16 protein-coding genes are annotated in these 21,044 nt (G+C 46.7%); 4 read left to right on the forward strand and 12 right to left on the reverse strand.

What is annotated here, in order from left to right:
* Positions 1-64: 64 nt before the first annotated feature.
* The 10 genes from JN178_RS00430 to JN178_RS00475 form a co-directional block, all read right to left on the reverse strand.
* A complete protein-coding gene (locus JN178_RS00430; protein WP_202263095.1) occupies positions 65-448 on the reverse strand; it encodes a DUF6768 family protein in 384 nt (127 codons plus the stop codon).
* Positions 438-971, reverse strand: a complete 534-nt coding sequence (locus tag JN178_RS00435) for an RNA polymerase sigma factor (RefSeq protein ID WP_202263096.1) — start codon at positions 969-971, stop codon at positions 438-440. Before JN178_RS00435 ends, JN178_RS00430 begins: the two co-directional genes overlap by 11 nt.
* Positions 972-1,111: 140 nt before the next feature.
* Entirely contained in the window at positions 1,112-2,713 is a 1,602-nt protein-coding gene (locus JN178_RS00440; protein ID WP_202263097.1) for a class I adenylate-forming enzyme family protein, read from the reverse strand.
* Between the two features lie 16 nt (positions 2,714-2,729).
* Positions 2,730-3,602 (reverse strand): SDR family oxidoreductase, encoded by an 873-nt coding sequence (locus JN178_RS00445; RefSeq protein ID WP_202263098.1) that lies wholly within the window; start codon positions 3,600-3,602, stop codon positions 2,730-2,732.
* A complete protein-coding gene (locus JN178_RS00450) occupies positions 3,603-5,447 on the reverse strand; it encodes an acyclic terpene utilization AtuA family protein (protein WP_202263099.1) in 1,845 nt (614 codons plus the stop codon).
* Entirely contained in the window at positions 5,440-7,422 is a 1,983-nt protein-coding gene (locus JN178_RS00455) for an acetyl/propionyl/methylcrotonyl-CoA carboxylase subunit alpha (RefSeq protein ID WP_202263100.1), read from the reverse strand. The genes JN178_RS00450 and JN178_RS00455 overlap by 8 nt, the downstream gene beginning before the upstream one ends.
* A 7-nt stretch (positions 7,423-7,429) precedes the next feature.
* A complete protein-coding gene (locus JN178_RS00460) occupies positions 7,430-8,236 on the reverse strand; it encodes an enoyl-CoA hydratase/isomerase family protein (protein WP_202263101.1) in 807 nt (268 codons plus the stop codon).
* 29 nt (positions 8,237-8,265) lie between these two features.
* A complete protein-coding gene (locus JN178_RS00465; RefSeq protein ID WP_202263102.1) occupies positions 8,266-9,879 on the reverse strand; it encodes an acyl-CoA carboxylase subunit beta in 1,614 nt (537 codons plus the stop codon).
* A gap of 3 nt (positions 9,880-9,882) precedes the next feature.
* Positions 9,883-10,869, reverse strand: a complete 987-nt coding sequence (locus JN178_RS00470) for an NAD(P)H-dependent flavin oxidoreductase (RefSeq protein WP_202263103.1) — start codon at positions 10,867-10,869, stop codon at positions 9,883-9,885.
* Between the two features lie 14 nt (positions 10,870-10,883).
* On the reverse strand, positions 10,884-12,038 hold the full coding sequence (locus JN178_RS00475) for an acyl-CoA dehydrogenase family protein (RefSeq protein WP_202263104.1): 1,155 nt from the start codon (positions 12,036-12,038) through the stop codon (positions 10,884-10,886).
* Positions 12,039-12,240: 202 nt separating this feature from the next.
* Between JN178_RS00475 and JN178_RS00480 the strand changes: the two genes are divergently transcribed.
* Complete coding sequence (locus tag JN178_RS00480; RefSeq protein ID WP_202263105.1) at positions 12,241-13,245, forward strand: GlxA family transcriptional regulator; 1,005 nt, start codon at positions 12,241-12,243, stop codon at positions 13,243-13,245.
* Here JN178_RS00480 and JN178_RS00485 read toward each other — a convergent pair.
* Positions 13,242-14,594: a sensor histidine kinase gene (locus JN178_RS00485; RefSeq protein WP_202263106.1), complete on the reverse strand. Its 1,353-nt coding sequence runs from the start codon at positions 14,592-14,594 to the stop codon at positions 13,242-13,244. The two genes, JN178_RS00480 and JN178_RS00485, sit on opposite strands and share 4 nt — an antisense overlap.
* Entirely contained in the window at positions 14,584-16,047 is a 1,464-nt protein-coding gene (locus JN178_RS00490; RefSeq protein ID WP_202263107.1) for a sigma-54-dependent transcriptional regulator, read from the reverse strand. The genes JN178_RS00485 and JN178_RS00490 overlap by 11 nt, the downstream gene beginning before the upstream one ends.
* Before the next feature lie 253 nt (positions 16,048-16,300).
* On the opposite strand from JN178_RS00490, the gene JN178_RS00495 reads away from it, so the two are divergent.
* The 3 genes from JN178_RS00495 to JN178_RS00505 are packed head-to-tail and all read left to right on the forward strand — an operon-like array spanning position 16,301 to position 20,810.
* Complete coding sequence (locus JN178_RS00495) at positions 16,301-17,599, forward strand: efflux RND transporter periplasmic adaptor subunit (RefSeq protein ID WP_202263108.1); 1,299 nt, start codon at positions 16,301-16,303, stop codon at positions 17,597-17,599.
* Between the two features lie 10 nt (positions 17,600-17,609).
* Positions 17,610-18,290: an ABC transporter ATP-binding protein gene (locus JN178_RS00500; RefSeq protein ID WP_202263109.1), complete on the forward strand. Its 681-nt coding sequence runs from the start codon at positions 17,610-17,612 to the stop codon at positions 18,288-18,290.
* A 15-nt stretch (positions 18,291-18,305) separates the two neighbouring features.
* Positions 18,306-20,810, forward strand: coding sequence for an ABC transporter permease (locus tag JN178_RS00505; protein WP_202263110.1), 2,505 nt, complete (start codon positions 18,306-18,308; stop codon positions 20,808-20,810).
* Positions 20,811-21,044 lie beyond the last annotated feature (234 nt).

The raw sequence follows: 21,044 nt of genomic DNA on the forward strand, positions 1-21,044 counted from the left end.
GTCCTTTTAGTAAGCTCAGACTATCACCTTCAATTACCAAGAACAATGCAGGCTAACCATGCTGTTATTCATGCATTTTTGCGTTTTGGGCCGCAAACCATGCGCGCTGTCGTACTTCTATCATGCGCATTTCTTTTGAAAGCATGTTGCGATTAGTTTGCATGAATATCCAAAGCTTAGTGGCTACCTGTGCGTTAAAGCTCAGTATCAGCAGTACCCCCCAAAATACTTGATTTACTTCTGGTGCAGTGAAGAACTGATACCCACAATAAAACAGCGCCAAAGTAAGTGCTATTGCTATGGCATAGCCCAGTTTCATAATGCCGGAGAAGTTACTGGCAAATCCCAGTTTTAAGTAATCGGTTAAGCCATCGCCTAACATGTTGTCTAACTCTTGCGACTGTTGTTTTAAGTAGTGCTTAATGTCATCGTCTGATTTAGTCGTCATAACCGTACTCCGTATTTGAAATGCGTTGCTTTAGTAAAGCCCGAGCGCGGTGTAAGCGCGACTTTACTGTGCCTAATGGAATGCCCGCTACTAGGCTTATTTCTTTTGTGTTTAAATCGTTTAAGTAATACAGCTCAGCCACATCACGTTCGTTAGCTGGCAGCGTAAACAGTTGCTTTAACGGTGATAAAGGTTCGTTGTATACCAGTTCAATGGCTTTTTCTGGGATATCGCTGTCCATTACCACTTCTTTGCTCGATGCCCTGTACCAGTCGATAATTTCCCAACGCAGCGCTTTGTAAAGCCAGCTTTTAAAAAGCGATACATCGTTTAGCTTGGTTACGCGCTTGGCTACTTTACACCACACATTTTGCACGAGGTCGTCAGCAACCATGGCATCTTTTACCCGCAATACTGCGTACTTGCGCATGGCGATGTGAAAGTGTTGATAAAGCGTGCCAAGGGCTGTTCGATTGCCAAATTGAAGCTCGATAACCAGTAGCTCTATGTCTGCATTTGTCATTGGTTTATAACAATCTCAAGTACACCAATTAGAAAGGTCAGTATCAGTAATAGTAGAGGTATTAACATTGAATGCCCTTATCTTTTTACATAAAGACGGAGCAAGGGGAGATTGGGTTCGCAGTTTTTTTAAATTAAGCGCTACGAATGTAGCGCTTCTTTTTGGAAAAATTCTCTGTACTGTTCACGTAGTTCGACTTTGCGTACTTTCCCTGTGCTAGTCATCGGCAACGATTCGCAAATAAAAATCTGTTTTGGTACTTCAAATTTGCCTAGCTTGGTTTTGCAAAATGCGACTATAGCAGGCAGCGCTTCTTCGTCTAAGTTGGCTCCAACAACACAAGCGCATACTGCTTCTCCCCAGTGCGGGTGGGGCACGCCAATGGCTGCAGCAGCATCGACTTCGGGTAGCAAGCACATTGTCTGTTCTACTTTTTGTGATGATACATTCTCACCGCCCGATTTTATGGTGTCTTTTACTCTGTCGATAAACATAAGTTGGCCTTCGGCATCAATAAAGCCCAGATCGCCTGTATGATGCCAACCATACTTGTACGCCGACTCGCTTGCTGTCGGGTTTTTGAAATAACCGTTCATCACTTGCGGGCCACGCCATACAATTTCACCCACTTCCCCTTGTGCCACTTCATTTCCGTTCTCATCTATAACGGCTTGCTCGGTGAAGCAAAGTGGTACACCCCAATAGTTCCCTTCTTCAAATTCAGTGCTGCTGCCGTCTTTGAACAGGCACGACACTGGGCTAAATTCTGTTTGACCGCTGCCTAAGTGGATTTTACAGCCAAACGCATCACGAATTTGCTGTCTATTCTGTTGGCTCATTGGAGCCATGCCGTATATGGCCAGCTCAAAACGGCTAAAGTCACGTTTATCGAAGTCTGGTGTTGCCATCAGCGCGTTCCACATCATAGGTAGCAACACTGATGTCTCAACCTTTTCTTTTTCAAGGCTATCTACTATCAGCATTGGATCGAAAGCGGCGTGCAATACACAGCAACCGCTGCGCATTATTGTGGGGTATAAAATAGAAAGCGCTGTGCAATGAAACATGGGTAATACCAGCAACATTTTGCACTGCACATTTAGTGATAGCTCAAGTGCGCCAGTTAACGCCGCGATAGTCAGCGATAGGTGAGAGGTTTCCACCGCTTTTGGCTTTGAAGTGGTGCCCGATGTGTAAATCATATGGGCGGTATCTCTGTCGGCGATGATTCTGTCTTCAACTTCAGTAGTGTCACGCTGTGCAATAAAGGATTTAAACGCGAAGGTTGCGCGGCCTTTGTCTTCGCCTAACGCGATGGTAAAAGCAAGGTTGTTATTGTTCTGTGTGCTCGCGTGCACCAGATCAGCAAGCATAGGGTCATAAACAATAACGCGAGTTTCGCTGTGTTCCAAATTAAAGCGCACATCGTCAACGCTTTGCATAAAGTTGATAGGAACTGCAATAACGCCAAGTTTGTAACAGGCAAAATAAGTAACCACTACATCTATCTGATTAATGGCTAATATGGCCAGTTTATCGCCTTGTTTTACTCCCTCTTGTATAAGCGCGTGTGCCAATTGATTTACTTTGTTGTTTAACTCGCCATAGCTTACTTCACGGCGTGCGCCGCCATAGTAATCGACCAACGCGGGTAGGGTGGCACTGTCTCTAGCTCGTCGTCGCAGAAGATCACCCATTGCCACGCGTTCCACTAAATTTTTTTCGAGTTTTTGTTGGTTCATGCTGATGTCCTTGCGGTTATTGCAATACGCGTGGGATTGCGCTGCGATGAAAGCCATTCCATGTTTCACTGGTGGGCTTGTCAGAGTGCTTTAACGGATACAGTGCAGGGGCTGAGCCCATACTCGCACCACCATCCACAAAAAGTGTTTGTCCGGTTATAAAGTTTGCGCCTCGACTAAGTAAAAAACACACCGTGGCTGAAATTTCTGCTTCACTGGCAATCCTGCCAAGCGGAACGGCGTGTTTTAGATTACGCAATGTCTGCTTCATGTCGTCTGGGTAGGTATCTAAACCTGATGAGGCCACCCAACCTGGCGCAACGGTATTGACGCGAACGCCGTGCGGTCCCCACTCCCATGCGGCAGTTTTGGTAAGATTTTCTACTCCTGCGCGTGCAGCGCCGGAATGACCCATACCAGGCATACCGTTCTTGTTGTCTGCCGTAATATTCACTATGTTGCCGCCGTGCGCCTCAAAGTGTTTATTGAATAGGTTCTTTGACAATAAAAAACCACCTAATAAGTTGGTTTGCACTACTCGCTCAAAGCCCTTCTGTGATATGGCGCTAAGTGGTGCTCTAAATTGGCCGCCGGCCATATTCACGAGTCCATGCACTCTTGGGTGTTCTATTAATATCGCGTCTAAGGTTGCGCTTACAGCCTCTTCGTCACGAATATCTAAGCAGTAGTAGCTTGCAGAGCCACCGTCTTCCTTTATTTCTTCAACAGTTGAAATGAGTTTGTCTTCGCTTCTTCCTATAAGTACAACAGTAGCGCCCAACGACGCCAATTCGTGTGCTGTGCATCTACCAATACCACTACCGCCGCCTGTAATGACAATGGTTGTATTGATAAAGCTATCAGCGGCTAAACTTGATTGATAAGGCATTTAACGACCTCCGCTTTTGGTGTAAGGCATAAGCGATGTGGGAACCTCTAGCATCATAGTTAGCAGAGTTTGAGCCGCTGACTTTCCTTGACTATCCGTTCGAAGCGAGGCTGTGCCACCACCACCAAGTGCTTGGGTTATGAAAAAGTTGAACCCGTTTATTCCAGGAAGGCTGTAGCGTTTAACGCCTCCCTTTACGGCATAAGCGAAAAACGCCTGAACAACTGATTCACTTAACGCGTGATATAAAAAACGCACTAGGTAAGGGTGGCGCGCAATAACACCGATATTCAAGTTGTCTCCCTTGTCACCACTTCTCGCATAAGCCAGTTCAATAAGCGGCACCGAAGTAGTGTCAGTGCTCTTATCAATAGGCCCGTAGCGGCTGTCAGATAAAGCATAAGTGGTACCCTCGGCAGGTTCACTGAACTGTGCAGCGTCGTATATTTTGCTACTGATTACGGTGTCGTTTTTTTGAATTTGAACGTCCACCGCACTTTTATCGATAAGAAACGAATGAATACGAATAAGCGGCTGAGGTTTGGGCCGGCCAGCGCCAAATCCTGCCATTCCTGGCGCTGCCGACGTCGCCAAGTACGCCATCTCGCTAGCAGCAAAATAAAGCGCTTTAATGTTGTTGTGGTGAAGTGTAAATCTGGCCACTACTTCTTTGGCATGTTGCGCCGTGGCATGAGGGCCAAAAGTCGCTTCGGTGCCTAATATCTCAATGCAAGTATCGATGTAGGGGGGCATTCCTTTTTGTTGTAAGGCATGCTCAGTGCGCGAGACTAAGGCATTGATATTAGCGAGCGCTTTATTTTTAACGTTTAACCCGGCAATAAAAAAAGTGCCCGTAAGTTTGAAGCCATCAACGTAGGTCGCGCACACCTTGTAGTTATTCCCCGGCGCTCGCCCCTTAGCGCCTGACACCATAACGTTGTCTTGGCTAATTTGAGTAAGCTGTACGTTTGTGAAGTCGCAGGCCACGTCGGGCAGCAAATAGTTGGCAGGATCACCAATTTCATAAACAAGTTGCTCAGCAACGCTCGCCGTAGTTGCAATGCCACCAGTATTAGGGGCAATGGAAAGGGTAAATTCTCCAGAGGCATTCACTTCTGCAATGGGGTAGCTCATGTTGGCAAAGTTGGGTACAGTTTCCCAATCAGTAAAATTTCCCCCAGTGCATTGCGCACCACATTCAATAATATGCCCTGCAAGTGCACCTTGCGCCAATAGGTCATAATCGTCTGTTTGCCAGTTAAACTCGTGAATTAAAGGCGCTAGTACCAAGGCGCTATCAACTACACGCCCTGTGATAACAATGTCGGCGCCCGCCGCTAAAGCATCGGCGATTGGAGTGGCACCAAGATAGGCATTCATCGACGAAAGGTGTTCAGGAAGCGCGCGACCTGAATCCAGATCACTAGTATCTGTGCTAACGGCATTAAGACGTTGTTGTTTGCCATCTATGTCGTGATGCAGTGGCAGTAAGTTGTCGCCATATATGCCCACAATATTTAGGTTTACGTTTTTTTCAGCGCACAGTGCTTTAAGTGCGGCGATGCAACCTGGTACATTCACGCCACCCGCATTCGCAATAACTTTAATACCTTTTTCTGCGCAATCTCTTAGTACGTCGTTCATCGCCACGGTGACAAAATCAATGGCGTAACCTAGACGAGGATCTTTTTTGTGAGCTTGAGACAAAATAGCCATCGTTACTTCAGCCAAGTAATCAAAAACGAGGTAATCAATGTTTCCCTTGTCCACCAGTTGTCGTGCAGATAACTGGCTATCTCCGTAGAAGGCGGATGCCCCGCCAATACGCACAGTATTACTACGCATCAGATGGCTCCTTATTCGGCAAAATGGTTGCTATTACCTGCTTAGATTTAACCTGATCGCCAGCGCGTAAAGTACTTAGGCTTACTAATCCACTAGTCTTGGCTTTTAGCGGATGTTCCATTTTCATCGCTTCCATAATGGCAACCGTATCGCCTGCCTTAACGTCGGCGCCATTTTCCAGCATAAGCGCAACAATAACGCCATCCATCACAGCGCAAATATCGGTGCACTGCTGTGGATCATCGCCTAATAAAGGTTGTGTGGGCTGGTGAGTTACTTGCTCAATGTGAAAATGTCCGCTTCCATCATCAATAAACAGGCTGTTTTGTTTTATTGCGTAGCTAATCAAGTGTCGTCGGTTATCAAACCCTATAACAGCGGTGTTTGGGGTTTGGCTAACCAAATAAATGGTCGCTTGTTGTTTAGTTTGCTTACAGCGCACAACAAACTGCCCTGATTGATGTGTAACAGTGAGTAACGTGGTTTCGCCGTCACACAGCAGCTTTATTGGGTAATCTAGTGGAGTGGTGTTCTCCCATTTTTCAGCGCGAATTTCATGTTGCGTACTAAAGAGTATGGTTGCGATGGCTAACAGCGCAAAAGAGGGCGAGGAGGCACCACGCATTTCATCGGTATCAGCATATTTACTGATAAAATCAGTGGTCACCTCGCTACTAAGAAATGCCGTACTGGTAAGTATATTCTGCAAGAAGTGTTTGTTGGTGTTTACCCCAAGCAGTTGCGTTTGATACAGGGCGCGGCTGAGTTTGCGCGCAGCTGTGTTTCTGTTTTCCGCCCACACTATAACTTTGGCGAGCATTGGATCATAGTGAGTGCTTACTTTTTGATTTGTATAGATGCCGTGGTCAGTTCTAGTGTTGTCTGCCTCGCGCCAGCAATGAACGTTTCCAGTCTGGGGCATAAAATCTTCCCTAGGATCTTCAGCATACAAGCGTGCTTCGATGGCATGACCTGTTATAGTTATGTCGTTTTGTGATAGCGGTAGTGGTTCACCACAGGCAACGCTGAGTTGCCACGCTACTAGGTCAATGCCAGTGACCATTTCAGTAACCGGATGTTCGACTTGCAGGCGTGTGTTCATTTCTAAAAAGTAGAACTGCCTGTCTTCATCTACTAAAAATTCAACTGTACCCGCTCCCCGATAACCACACGCTTTCGCTGCGTTAACAGCGGCGTCGCCCATGCGCTTGCGAAGTTCAGTATCAATGAAGGGGGAGGGCGCCTCTTCAATAACTTTTTGATGCCTGCGTTGTATAGAACAGTCACGCTCACCTAGGTATATAGTGTTACCTTTGTTGTCGGCAAACACTTGAATTTCAATATGCCGTGGCGATATCAACGCTCGCTCTAAAATAAGCTCATCACTGCCAAAAGCATTCAGAGCCTCCGAGCGTGCCATAGTAATTTGCGATGCTAGGTCTGCGGCATCGTGTACCAAGCGCATTCCTTTTCCGCCGCCCCCAGCACTGGCCTTTACCATAATGGGGAAGCCTATTTCGTTGGCTTTTTGAAGTAGTGTGGCATTACTTTGCTCAGCGCCTTGATACCCCGGAACGCAGGGTACACCCGCCTTAATCATTGCTAATTTCGATAGTCGCTTGCTGCCCATCAACTCAATAGCACTAGCACTTGGACCTATAAATATTAGGTTCGCCGCTTCGCATGCGTTTGCGAAATCGGCATTTTCCGACAAAAAGCCATAGCCCGGATGAACAGCATCTGCATTAGTCAATTTCGCTGCACGAATAATACTGTCAATGTTCAAATACGAAGAGGCGGCATCAGCTGCACCTATGCGCACGGCCTCATCTGCCTGCCTTACATGGAGTGCGTTAGCATCGGCGTCGCTGTAAAGAGCAACGGTAAAAAAACCTTGCTCATGGGCGGTACGAATAATGCGGCAGGCTATTTCTCCGCGGTTAGCCACTACTATCTTTCGAATTAACGTTGTCATAATTGATTTACTCGTACCATGAGGGGGCGCGTTTGTGCATAAACGCCTGGGTTCCTTCCACGCCCTCTGAAGAAGAAAGCGACTGAACAAATTGCGAGGCAGCGTGATCAAGCAAAGGTTCTAATGGTTGATCATTCACTTCCAGCAAGAGCTTTTTGGTGATGGCATTCGCTTTTGGCGCGCAACGCTTTATTTTGCTGAGCAAGTCATCAAGGGTTGCGCCTAATGTTGTCGTTGAACTTACTTGATGCACTAAACCTAATTGCAGAGCTTGCTGAGCATTTAGCTTTTCTCCGGTTAGTGCTAAGCGCTTTGCCTGATCTACGCCGAGGCGCATCGCGACAAATGGCGCAATTTGGGCGGGAATTACACCTAATCCTGTTTCAGGTAATGCGAAAAAAGCGGTGTCACTGGCAAGCGTAATATCCGCAACACAGGCAAGACCGAATCCGCCCCCTAGAACAGCACCTTCTACCACGGCCACCACCACAGTGGGAGCATGTTTTACTTTCGTTATCATGTGGCCAAAACTGCGATTAAATTGCCATATTGTATGGTCGCGCTCCTGCTCGCCAAGGGCAGATAAGTGCATGTCAGAGATGTCGCCACCCGCACAAAAATTGCCATCGCTACCCTCAATCACTACGGCGCGTATTCCGCTAGATTCAAGCATGTCAAAGCACGTAACCACATCGTTGACTAGCGCTAAATTCATTGCATTTTTCTTGTGAGGCCGGTTGAAACGAATATGCAGTACGTTGTTGGTGACTGCGGTGGTGATTTCGTCAAACGAATGCGTGTCAAACTGTGTCATATAGCGTATTCCGTTATCAGGCTTAGTGTTTAAAGCCGACCAATACCAAAACTTGTTGGATTTAGGTGTTTGTTTTTCGCTGCTCGGCAAATCGACAGCACAAACGCGAGTACTGCGCGTGTGTCTTGAGGGTCGATAATACCGTCGTCCCACAATCTGGCTGAATTTGCCAGTGCTCGGGATTTGGCTTCCATTACGCTGACAGTATGTTGCTCAAGCGCTGTTAGCTTTGCGTCGTCAACTTCGCCACTGCGCGCCATTTTGGCGTGGGCAACGGTGCGCAGCACACTACCAGCTTGTGCGGGCCCCATTACCGCCACCACTGTTCTTGGCCAAGCAAACATGAAGTCAGGCTCTATACCTCGCCCCGCCATAGCATAGTTGCCAGCACCAAACGAACCACCAAGTACAATACTTACCTTGGGTACTGTGCAATTAGTTACAGCTTGAATAAGCTTTGCGCCATGTTTGATGATGCCCGCTCGCTCCGACTCTGTACCAACTAAAAAGCCAGTAGTGTTATGCAAAAATGTAATGGGGGTGCCCGCTTGCTCACATAGTTGAATAAACTGAGCCGCTTTGGCAGCACCATTGGCGGTAATGGGGGCGTTGTTGCCAACCACACCACAGCGTTGTCCCTCGATGGTGATGAAGCCACAAACTGTGCCCATATCAAATTCGGGTTTAAAATCGACAAAATCTGAGTTGTCTGCCACACGAGCAATGACTTCGCGCACATCGTAAGGGGTTTTAGCGTCTTTAGGCACCACGCCAAGTAATTCTGACGAGGCGTAGATAGGTGGGTTGTGATGTTGGTTTTGCGATTGACTTACGCTGTGCTCCCACTGAAGGGATGCTGCTATCTCGCGTGCAATACGGATACTGTCGGCATCATCTTGAGCAATAAAATCGGCTACGCCAGACACTTCACCGTGCATTTGTGCCCCACCAATTTCTTCGTCGGTAGCAATTTCGCCAGTGGCTGCTTTGAGCAAAGGCGGACCCGCAAGATAGACGGTAGACTGCTCTTTAATCATTACCACGTAGTCTGATAGCCCAGGTTGGTAAGCACCGCCTGCAGTAGCGCTTCCATGGACTACCGTAATTTGTGGAATACCTGCTGCAGACAAACGCGCCTGCATGGCAAAGCCGGCAGCGGAAAAACCAAACCAGTCACCAAGAGATGTCAAATCACCGCCACCGCTTTGTGAAAGTGCAATAACCGGTAGCTTTTGCTGAAGCGCTATGTGGTACATGCGAAGACGCTTTTTACTACCAAGTTCAGTAATACTGCCACCCCTAGTGAGATAGTCATCCACCATAACGATGCAGCGCGTGTTCGCAACATAGCCAATACCCGCTATTACACCACCGCCCGCGGCGCTGCCATCCTTATCGCCCTCTTGCATATAGCCGCACAGACTTGCCAATGGCATGAAGGGTTTATCTGCATCCAGTAGCAGTGACAACCTGTCTCTTGGCGACAAAAGCCCTTTTTGTTCATACCGCGGTGCTTTTTTTTGAGCTTTTACAACAACGCGCCTTTCTATCTCTTTAAATTCGTTTACTGCATCTAGCATTACCGCGAAGTTGGCTTGAAACTCATGACTTTGTGTATCGATTGTTGAAGAGATAACAGCCATAATTTATGCGCTCTTAACATGATGGTTTGAATGAGTGTGGGGAAACGGTTCAGTTCCCACCGCGCGCTGGTACTCTTCGTGCAACTGAGTGACAAGCTGCTTTACTGAAATCACACTGTGAATGCCACTCACACCGTGGCCTGCGCTCCACATGTCCTTCCATGCATTACTGCCACCAAGATCTAAATCAACACTGTCTTTGCCTTCAATATCCCCTAAATCAACGCCGGCGCGAGCAATAGAAGGCTTTAGAAAGTGGCACTTTACGCCAGTGAACGTGTCAGTGAATACCAAGTCATCTACGCTCGATGTAACTAACATTGCCTTGTAGTCAGGGTCCACTTCCGCTTCTTCAGTTGCGATAAAGCGGGTACCCATATAGCTGTAATTTGCGCCTAATACTTCAGCCGCTCGTATGCCAAACCCATCATTTATTGAACCCGCTAACACGATTGGGCCGTGCCAAAACTCGCGCACTTCACGCACCAAAGCAAATGGGTTCACTTCTCCTGCGTGCCCCCCTGCGCCAGAAGCCACCAAAATAAGACCATCTACGCCTGCCTTTATCGCTTTTTTGGCATGGGCAACATTAATGACATCGTGAAATACAATACCGCCCCACTCATGCACGGCTTGGGTAATGGCACTTGGGTTGCCCTGACTTGTGATCACGAAAGGAACTTTGTGTTTTCTTACCACATCGAAATCTGCATCTAACCGCTTATTAGAGGGATGAACCACCATATTGACGGCATAGGGGGCGATACGTGCGCTGGGATTTGCAACTTTCTCTGCTTCAAGGGCTGTCGCAATAGTCGTTAACCATTCATCCAGTGCCGCTTGCGTACGCGTGTTAAATGCCGGAAAGCTCCCGACCACGCCATTTTTGCAGGCACTAATCACCAGCTTTGGTGTAGACACCAAAAACATAGGCGCACAAATAACGGGGAGTTTTAGATTATTGTTTAAAAGCGTGTTTACCGCATTCATAGTGCACCAGAGCGTTATCTGCGTTTAGGGAATATGTCCATGTACTTAGCAATAATGCCAAGCATCATTTCGTCACTGCCGCCCGCTATCGACAGTATGCGGGTGTCGCGATACGCGCGTGCTACGGGGTTATCCCACATAAAGCCCATACCCCCCCAATACTGCAGGCACCCATCAGTAACTTGTCGCCACAATCGGCCGCTTTTCAATTTCGCGATAGACGCTAAGTATGTGGCGTCTTTACCATCTATGTGCTCTTGGCAGGCTTGCCACGTTAACGCGCGAAGTGCTTCTACTTCGCTTTGTAATTCGGCTAGCTTGAAGTGAACAGTTTGATTGTTAATTACCGGCTGCCCAAAGGTATGACGCTCTTTAGTCCATTCAATAGTGTCGGTAATGATGCGTTCCATGCCTTTAAGCGCGCTCGCCGCCGCGTACATTCGCTCTTCCTGAAATTGCATCATTTGCATGGTGAAACCTTTGTTCTCTTCACCAATTAGAAAACGTTTTGGCACTCTCACGTCGTCAAAGAAAATTTGCCCAGTGTCACTGGCGCGCATTCCAAGTTTATTGAGTGGTTTACTGATAGTGATGCCAGGGGTGTTGAGCGGTACTACAATTAGCGATTTATTGGCGTGAACTTGTCCATCACTGGTGTTGGCGAGAAGACAAATCCAATCGGCTTGTGTAGCATTCGTTATCCACATTTTTGTACCGTTGATGACATAGTCGTCGCCCTCGGTTCTGGCAGTGGTTTTAAGCCCTGCTACATCAGAGCCCGCTCCGGGCTCACTGACACCTATACAGGCCACCATATCGCCTGCAATCGCCGGCGCTAAAAAATCTCGCTTGAGTTCATCGCTACCAAAACGCGCCAATGCGGGTGTTGCCATATCGGTTTGTACGCCAATCGCCATGGGTACAGAGCCACCATAAGCACGGCCAATTTCTTCAGCAAATACAAGGTTGTAGCTGTAATCTAAACCTGACCCACCGTATGCTTCAGGCTTTTGAATACCCAATAGCCCCAAGTTACCCATTTTCTTAAAGAGGGCATGAAGTGGTGCTATTCCTTCGTGCTCCCACTCGTCGATGAAGGGGTCCATTTCTTGGTTAACAAAATCATGAACGGTTTTTCTTAAGGCATCGTGCTCTTCAGTAAATTGCATCCCTTGTCTCCACAAAATTGAGCCTGTATTCATAGTAATTTTGTGAAAATAATGTTAACAGTGTGACTTGGGACAATTAATTGGCCATTCGGGCCACTAATGTGATTTTGGCAATAGTGTGACTTCGGGCAGGTTAATACCACTTAGATGCGCAGTTACTATTACGGCCATACGCAAAAGGGTTATGCAAAAAAGGACAAGCATGCTAAATCACGTCACGCTATTTGCCAGCGAGAACACCATGGGCCTTAGTATGGGTCTGACTCACGATGTACTAAAGTTCGCTTCAGATTTGCAAGAAAAACTATTTGGAATGCCTATCGCGATTAAGCTGGTAACCATTGACGGAAAACCCACGAAAACCTTTAGCGGCCTAGCAATCATTCCCGATTGCGCACTTGCTGATATTACTGAAACTGACTTGGTGCTGCTGCACAGCGTATGGGGAGACGTTGATACTTTATTGACTCAGCAAGAAGAATTGTATCCAAAGCTTCGATTGTGGCATGAACAGGGTATACCTATTATGGCTGCTGCCACGGGCGCATACTTTCTCGCAAAAGCTGGCTTACTTGATGACCGGATGAGTACAACGCACTGGCATAAGCAAGCGCATTTTGCAAAATCGTTCCCCAAAGTAGACGTAAGAACCGATCGCTTTATTACCGCAACGGGTGAGCTTTATTGCTCAGCTGGCTTAAATGCAGCCATAGAAATTATTGTCTACTTGGTGTCTCGAATGTCGAGCGAAAAAGTAGGCGAAGCGATAGAGCAAACATTCTTGGTGGACTTCCGTCGAGGCGTTACCAGCGATATGGCATCAATTAATCACCAAACTTATCACCAAGATGACGATATTCTAACTGTGCAGCAATGGTTAGAAATCCATTTCACTGAGCAGATCAGTGTTGCGGATATGGCTGCGAAAGTGAATATGACAGAGCGAACTTTCAAGCGTCGTTTTAAAGACGCAACGGGCGAAACGCCACTTGGTTACTTGCAGCAACTGCGAATTGAACAAGGCAAAGAATACCTAAAGCATAGTGACAAAAGTGCTGAAGAAATCGCGTGGGCCGTGGGGTATCAAGACCCTGGTCACTTTAACCGGTTGTTCAAGCGAACATTCGGTATGAATGTGTCTACATGGCGTAAGCAGTATCGTAACAAGTCACGTTCTACCCAATATCAAAGCAAAGCGATAAATTAAAACACCAAACTAAAACACGCGCCGCCACTTTCAAGGTTTCTTACGTTAACTTGACCGCCATGCGCCACCATTATTTGCTGAGTTAGCGCAAGCCCAACGCCTGTGCCTTCACGCTTGGTAGTGAAAAACGGTACAAACACTTTACTGATAATGTCATCGGCTACACCAGGCCCGTTATCGGCTATTTCAATCACACATCTACTGCGCTTGGTTAGGTGGACACCAATGGTTACCTTGGGGTTGTTACTTTGACTAAGCGCATGCTCTGCGTTATGCATAATGTTCACGATGATTTGCTCAATCATGCTTCTGTCGGCGTCTATCAAAATAGGTGCTGAGCCCAGCTGCATATCAATAGTTATGCCTTTTTGCTGCCAAGATTGAGCAAACACGGCAATCGTTTGCTCTAGTAACTCGTTGACCTTCACAGATTGCAAATTGGGGGCGGGTAAACGCGTGAGTTTTTTATAACTACCTACAAACTGCATTAACCCGTTACTGCGGCGAGATAGGGTATCAGCAGCATGTTCTACATCATCCAAGTCGGCCAACAGCATGTCGCTGTGCTGGTAGTTTTGCTTAATATCTTTCACTAAGTGCGATGTGGTATCAGCTAGCGACGCAACGGGCGTAATACTATTCATGATTTCGTGGGTAAGCACGCGAACCAGTGCTTGCCATGCCTGTAACTGCGCTAAGCCCAACTCGCTATTGATATCTTGTAAGCTGATAAGCTTTTCTTGTTTACCGGCAATAATAATATGCGATACCGACACGGTCAGTTTATGAGTGCTGCCATCGGCTTCAAATTCAACAAGCTCTTTTTCGCCGGGCCTAATATTGACCAAGGTGGTGGCTAAGTGCGAAGAAAAATGTGCTAAGTCATGCTTGTCTTTTACCAGAACGGTGCCAAATAACTTACGAGCATTGTGATTCCACAGCACTATTTCGCCATTTTCATATAGGCTTAACAGCGGTACAGGCACTTGTTCAACGAGTGCTTTTAAGTGCCGAAGTGTTTGCTCTTGTTCGGTACGTTTTTGCTGAAGGTCGCTTAAAATACCAGTAAAGGTCTCGCCCAGTTTTTCAAAACCGCTTCCAAACTCAGGGTACGCAAAGCGTTGAGTCAGTTCGCCATGGCGTACCGATTCCAAAAAGCGGGTAAGTTCAGCATTGGTTTTGCTAACAAACTTTCTGGTTTCAAAGCCAAGGCCTACAGCCACTATTACGGTAAGTACAAATGTTGCTGTGTAGCCTGGGGTGAACCACAAAAATGCTGCTAAGGCTACCGATGCCATTAAGCAGCACACGCGTATGCTTAGTAATAGCGAAAATCGATTAAAGCCCATGTTTTTCCATCCGTCGATAAAGGGCAGCCCGTGTAAGCCCAAGTGCTTTTGCGGCATGACTAATGTTATAGCGGTAGGCTTTGAGTGCCTTGGCAATAGTCTGCTTTTCAATTTCTTCTAAGTTAAATTGTTCGCCCGCCGCGCTGGTGGGTTGTGTTAATTCTGGTGGTGCCGTTGAATGAGCAGATGCTATGTCTTGTACTGCATGCTCGCTTTGCAAGGCAGGTATTTGTGATGTTACTGATGTTACAGCATGGCTAAGCTGGAAGTCCTCTACACGCAATTCATCGCCATTACATAAAATGACAGCGCGCTCTATGGCGTGTTTAAGCTCGCGTATATTGCCGGGCCACGAGTAAGCAAGAAATGCATCTTGTAACGCAGCGCTTAAACGAATACCGTCTTTGACATATTTTCGTGCGTAATCTGCCAAGTACATAGTGGCAATGGGGATAATGTCCTCTTGTCGTTGACGCAAAGCGGGTAATGTAAGTTCAACGGTGTTGAGTCTAAATAACAAGTCTTGGCGAAAACGGCGTTCGTCGCGTAATTGGTCTATGGGCATATTGGTGGCAGCCAATATCCGTACGTTAAAGGGCGTTGCTTTATTTGCGCCAACGGGTGTAACTTCGCGCTGGGCAAGTACTGCAAGCAGTTTGGCTTGCAAATGCATTGGTAAATTACCAATTTCATCTAAAAACAACGTACCGCCATTGGCAGCTAAAATTCGCCCTACGCGATCGTCCATCGCGCCTGTGAATGCCCCTTTTTTGTGGCCGAATAATTCACTTTCAAATAACGACTCTGGCACCGCACCTAAGTCCACCGTAATAAAAACGTTGTCGCTACGCGTGCTTCTATCGTGAATAGCCCGTGCTATAACCTCTTTACCCGTGCCGTTTTCACCCAGTATCAACACATTGGCATCGGTAGGGGCGCAGCGCTCTACAATATTCATTACGGGTTTCATTGCACTTGCGCTGGCAATGAAAGGCTGACTGTTTTTGCTTGTTAGCTTGGTGAGCGTTTGGTTCGTTTGGCGTAGCGCGCTTGCTTCACCGCGTGACTGTCCTAATTTTACCGCAGAAGAAACTGTCGCTATTACCTTTTCGTTCTGCCATGGCTTAGCAATAAAATCGGTTGCGCCGCGTTTCATAACTTCAACAGCGGTATCAATACCGCCATGTGCCGTAATCATAATAACTACCGCTTGTGGATCGATAGCAATGATTTTATCTAACCAATTATACCCTTGCTCGCCAGTACTCTCGCCGGGCCCAAAATTCATATCAAGCAATATGGCATCAAATTGATGTTCGCTCAGTAATACAGGGATGTGTTCGGGTTGGTTACAAATTCTAACGTCTGAAAAAAAGCGCTTAAGCAGCAGTTTTCCTGCCACCAAGATATCTTCATCATCATCTACCAGTAACACGCTTCCTTGTTGCTTCATGTTATCCCCATAGCTGTCCTAGTGTTCATTAACGTACACCAACTGTTCATAAACGTACACCTGATGTAATTCAAATATTCGTGCTTAATCATTAAATCTATTAAAAATCAGTGCCTTGTGATTATGGAATGCTTCTTGTGTTAGTCATCACAAGATAACGTCCATCACTGTAGGTTGATATAGCAAAGGCTGTACCTAGCTGAACGAGTTGTGACGAACACATATAACCGTTAACCAATGAAAAAGAGTAGCCATGACTCAACTTAGCAGCATAGACGCGAAAGCCAAGTCAGCACATTCAGGCGCAACTATGGACAGAAAGGTGAAGAAAGCAAAGCCGTGGTACACCACGCCATACGTGCTAATTGCCGTAGCCTTGTTTGTATTGTTTGGTTTTTATAAGGCGTTCACTTTCGAAAGTAAAAGCTTGTCAGTCGACGGGCAGCGTTTATCTGTAGCTAGCGTGACACGCGGCACATTTGAAGACTTTATTCCCGTTAGAGGGCGAGTAGTGCCAAGTCGTACACTGTATTTAGATGCCATTGAAGGCGGTAGAGTTGAGCGCATTTTAGTTGAAGACGGTGCGCAGCTAGCGGCGGGCGATCTCATTGTAGAACTGTCAAATGCCAGCCTACAACTGAATGTACTAGGCAATGAGGCGCGGGTTGCCGAGCAGCTTAACAATATTCGCAGTATTGAATTAAACCTTGAACAAAATCGCTTGCAGCATAAGCGTGATTTGGTCGATATCGAATACCAAATTAAGCTACTTACTCGCAAGCTAGAACGCGAAGCGTCACTGTTAGCGACTAACTCTATTAGTCAATCTCAATACGACGATACCGCAGACGAGTTGTATTGGTATAAACAGCGCTTAGCACTTACCAAAGAAAGCCAGGCATCTGATGCGCGAATGCAAGAGTCACAACTCGCCTTCTTAAAAAGTACAGGCGAACGCCTAGAGCACAATCTAGAAATATCACGCAAAAACCTTGAGAACATGAATGTACGCGCGCCAGTGGGCGGCAAATTGTCTGGTTTTAGTGTTGAAGTGGGCCAAAGCATTGGTCGCGGTGAACGCTTAGGTCAAATTGATACACCAGACGACTTTAAAGTGAGTGTGCTGGTGGACGAGTTTTATCTTCCGCGTATCGATTTAGGGCAGCAAGCGGTGTTTGACGATTATCAGCTCACTATCAGCAAAATTTATCCGCAGGTGCAAAACGGCCAGTTTGAAGTTGACCTTACCTTTAACCAACAACAGCCATCAGATATTCGCCGTGGCCAAACCTTACAAATGAAGCTCACTTTGGGGGATGCCAGTGAAGCCGTACTTATTCCCAACAGTGCGTTTTATCAAGACACGGGGGGGAACTGGGTATTTGTTGTGAGTAGCGATGGCACACAGGCTACTCGTCGCAGTGTACGACTGGGCAGACGCAACAACAACGCTATTGAAGTTATTGAAGGCTTATCGGTTGGCGAACAAGTGATAACGAGCTCATACGCCGACTATCTAGACATGCAAGTTTTATATATTGACCAGAAATGAGGGACGAACAATGTTGAAAATGAACGATCTTAAGCGAATTTACCAAACTGACGAAGTTGAAACACTTGCCCTCAACGGGGTCAATATCGAAATAGAAAAAGGCGAGTTTGTGGCCATTATGGGTCCCTCGGGCTGCGGAAAATCAACGCTGTTAAACATAATTGGTATGCTGGATAACCCAAGTACGGGCGAGTACTGGTTTAATGATGAAAACATTGCTGACTATAACGAATCTCAGCTTTCGAAAATCAGAAAGCACCACATTGGCTTTATTTTTCAAAACTTTAACCTGATTGATGAACTTACCGTGCAAGAGAATATCGAGCTTGCGCTGCTCTATCACAACATCAGTGCAAGTGAGCGCAAGAAGCGCGTTGCTGAGGTTATGGACAAGGTTGGCATTGCCCATCGTGCCAAGCACATGCCGGGGCAACTTTCAGGCGGTCAGCAGCAGCGAGTTGCAGTTGCACGCGCCGTGGTTGGCGGGCAGTCGATGATCCTTGCCGATGAACCAACGGGGAACCTAGACAGTGCCCATGGTCAAGAAGTAATGGAAATGCTGCAGGCACTCAACGACGAAGGAACCACTATTGTCATGGTGACACACAGCCCGTCACACGCTGACTACGCACGACGCACAATCCACTTATTCGATGGCCACGTGGTTACCGAAAATGTGAAAGCGGCATAACGGCAGGGTAGCACTATGTTTAGTAATTATATTCTTATTGCCTGGCGCAATATCATCAAAAAGCCACTGTTTTCTGCGATTAATATCATAGGCCTTGCGATTGGTTTAATGAGCTGCATTCTGATCATGTTATTTGTGCGTTCAGAGTCGGGTTATGATGCATGGATGACTGACAGTAGCCGTGTTGTGCGCATGCATACAGCGTACATTAACCCCGGTAGGCCTTCGTTTCTTACCGTACGCAGTGCCGGCATGGTAATGCCTGCTGTACGCGATTTTATGCCAAATGAAATTGAAGTGGGCGCACGCATCTTCTCAATGAATACCACTATCAGAAAAGACGGTGAAGGTTTTGAAGACAGTGTGCTGGTGGGTGAAGAGTACTTCTTCGACATCTTCGATTTACCCCTTGTTCACGGCTCAATTGAGCAGAGCTTTGCCAAGCCGAACGATCTATTAGTTACTGAAGAAACTGCCATTCGTTACTTCGGACGCACCGACGTAATTGGCGAAACCCTTACATTATGCTGCGTAGCAGGCAGGCCTATTGAGCTGGCGATTTCAGGTGTTCTGAAAGACTTACCAGAGAACACGCACCTTGATATTAGCATGCTGGTTTACATGGACGTGCAACTGTTTAGTACCTTTGATGGACTCCTTAATACTTGGAATAGTGTAAATGTGTATTCTTACTTCAAACTACGCGAGGGCGTGCAGCTTGAACAAGTACAAGCGCGTTTAAATTACTGGTTAAACAATGAAAGCCCCTACGCGCAAAACGCCAAGGACATGGGCGGCGTGATGGGCGATAGAAAAGTCACGGATTCTGTGCAGCTGCGCTTTATGCCTCTAGAAGACTTACATCTTCATGCCTATAAGCATGCGGGTAACATGGGCGATTTTACTGAGTTAGGTAACGACCGTATGGTCTTTACATTCTCGCTGGTGGCAATGTTAATACTGCTAATTGCCTGTATTAACTTTATGAACCTGTCTACCGCTCGAGCAGGTCTGCGTGCCCGCGAAGTCGCGATGCGCAAAGTCCTTGGGGCAAGCCGTGGTCAAGTTGCGGTGCAATTTTTAGTAGAAGCCGTGTGCCTAGTGTTTATTTCGCTATTGCTGGCACTTGTGGGTGTGGAAGTTGCTCTGCCGTTCTATAACCAAGTGCTTGATAAAAGTATTACGTTCGATTTGTTTTCATCACCAGATTTATTGCTTTTATTAGCGGGTATTGTGCTTGTAGTAGGCCTAGGAGCAGGTAGTTACCCAGCATTAGTGCTAAGTCGGTATATGCCAGGTCGTGTGTTAAAGGCGAGCAAAAGTAGTGATGCAGGTGGTTCATCTAAATTACGTTCGGCCTTAGTGGTAGGGCAGTTTGCAATTTCGATTGCCTTGCTGATTAGTACGTCAGTGGTGTACTTGCAAACCCAGCACGCCAACAACATGGACTTGGGCTATACATCAGATAACAAACTGGTGCTGAATATAAGCGCTGCGCGTGACAACAGAGACGCCCTTAAAAGTCAGCTAGAGGCAATTCCTGAGGTGAAGGGCGTGAGTTTTTCATCTGAAGCGCCGTCTCAAGACAATGAAAATAATACAAACTTTACGCGCCCTGGTTATGATGACAATGAACCTGTAACTGCATTGCTCAACTACTATTCAATGGGTTATGGCTTCTTTGACGACTATAACGTTACCCCTATCGCTGGCCGATTGTTTAACGAGGCCAACAGTGGCGATGTTTTCATAGGGCAAGAGGGCGATACAATGGGCAAAGGTAGTATTGTGCTTAATCGCTCTGCGGTAACTAAATTGGGTTTTGATTCGCCAGAAAGTGCCATTGGCGCTGCAATTCATAGCTCGTATGCCGGCAGTATGTCTGAATTAACGGTGGTGGGCGTAATCCCCGATATTTATTTCCGCTCTGTAAAGTTTGATATTCGCCCGTCAATCTATTTGCTAGATCCCAACCGCTTTAGAGTCGCGACTATTACCTATTCGTCAAACAACGACAAAGCAGTGCGTGAAGCAGTTGAGCAAGTGTGGCGTAGCGTTGTACCGCTAGAGCCAGTGAATATTCGCTACTTAAATGACATGTTAGAGCGCCAATACCAGCAAGAAAATGCGCAAATGAAACTGTTTAGTGCCTTTGCTGTGTTAGCGATTGTTGTTGCATGTTTAGGTCTATACGGATTAGCCGCATTTAGCGCAGAGCGACGAACCAAAGAAATTGGTATTCGCAAGGTGATGGGGGCTGAAGTGAGTGATATTGTGAAGTTGTTAGTGTGGCAGTTCACTCAGCCAGTTGCACTTGCCAACGTAATTGCTTGGCCAGTTGCAGTATGGCTGATGCTAAGTTGGCTTCAGCAATTTCCATATCGTATCGATATCTTCTTGCTCATACCTATCTGTATTGGGGCGGGTTTAATGTCGGTACTGATTGCTTGGCTGACGGTAGGTGGAAACGCCGCTCGTGTTGCGCGGTGTGCCCCTATTAGTGCACTGAGACACGAATAACTATACCAGCGTCTTATAGTGTGATTACGTTCAAAAGCCCGATGAAATTGTTCATCGGGTTTTTTACATTCAGAAGTGTTCAAAAGTAATACTAAAAATAGCCCGCTAAGACGGGCTTTTGCTTGACTTAGAAATGGCAAAAGCATATACCCAACTATGGGGCGTTTATAAAAACGAGATCGCTTCTGTTCCGTCAATGCTTTGATAATAACAATAATTTTTCTGGTGATATGG

This window comes from Alteromonas sp. KC3, from assembly GCF_016756315.1.
Lineage (GTDB): Bacteria > Pseudomonadota > Gammaproteobacteria > Enterobacterales > Alteromonadaceae > Alteromonas.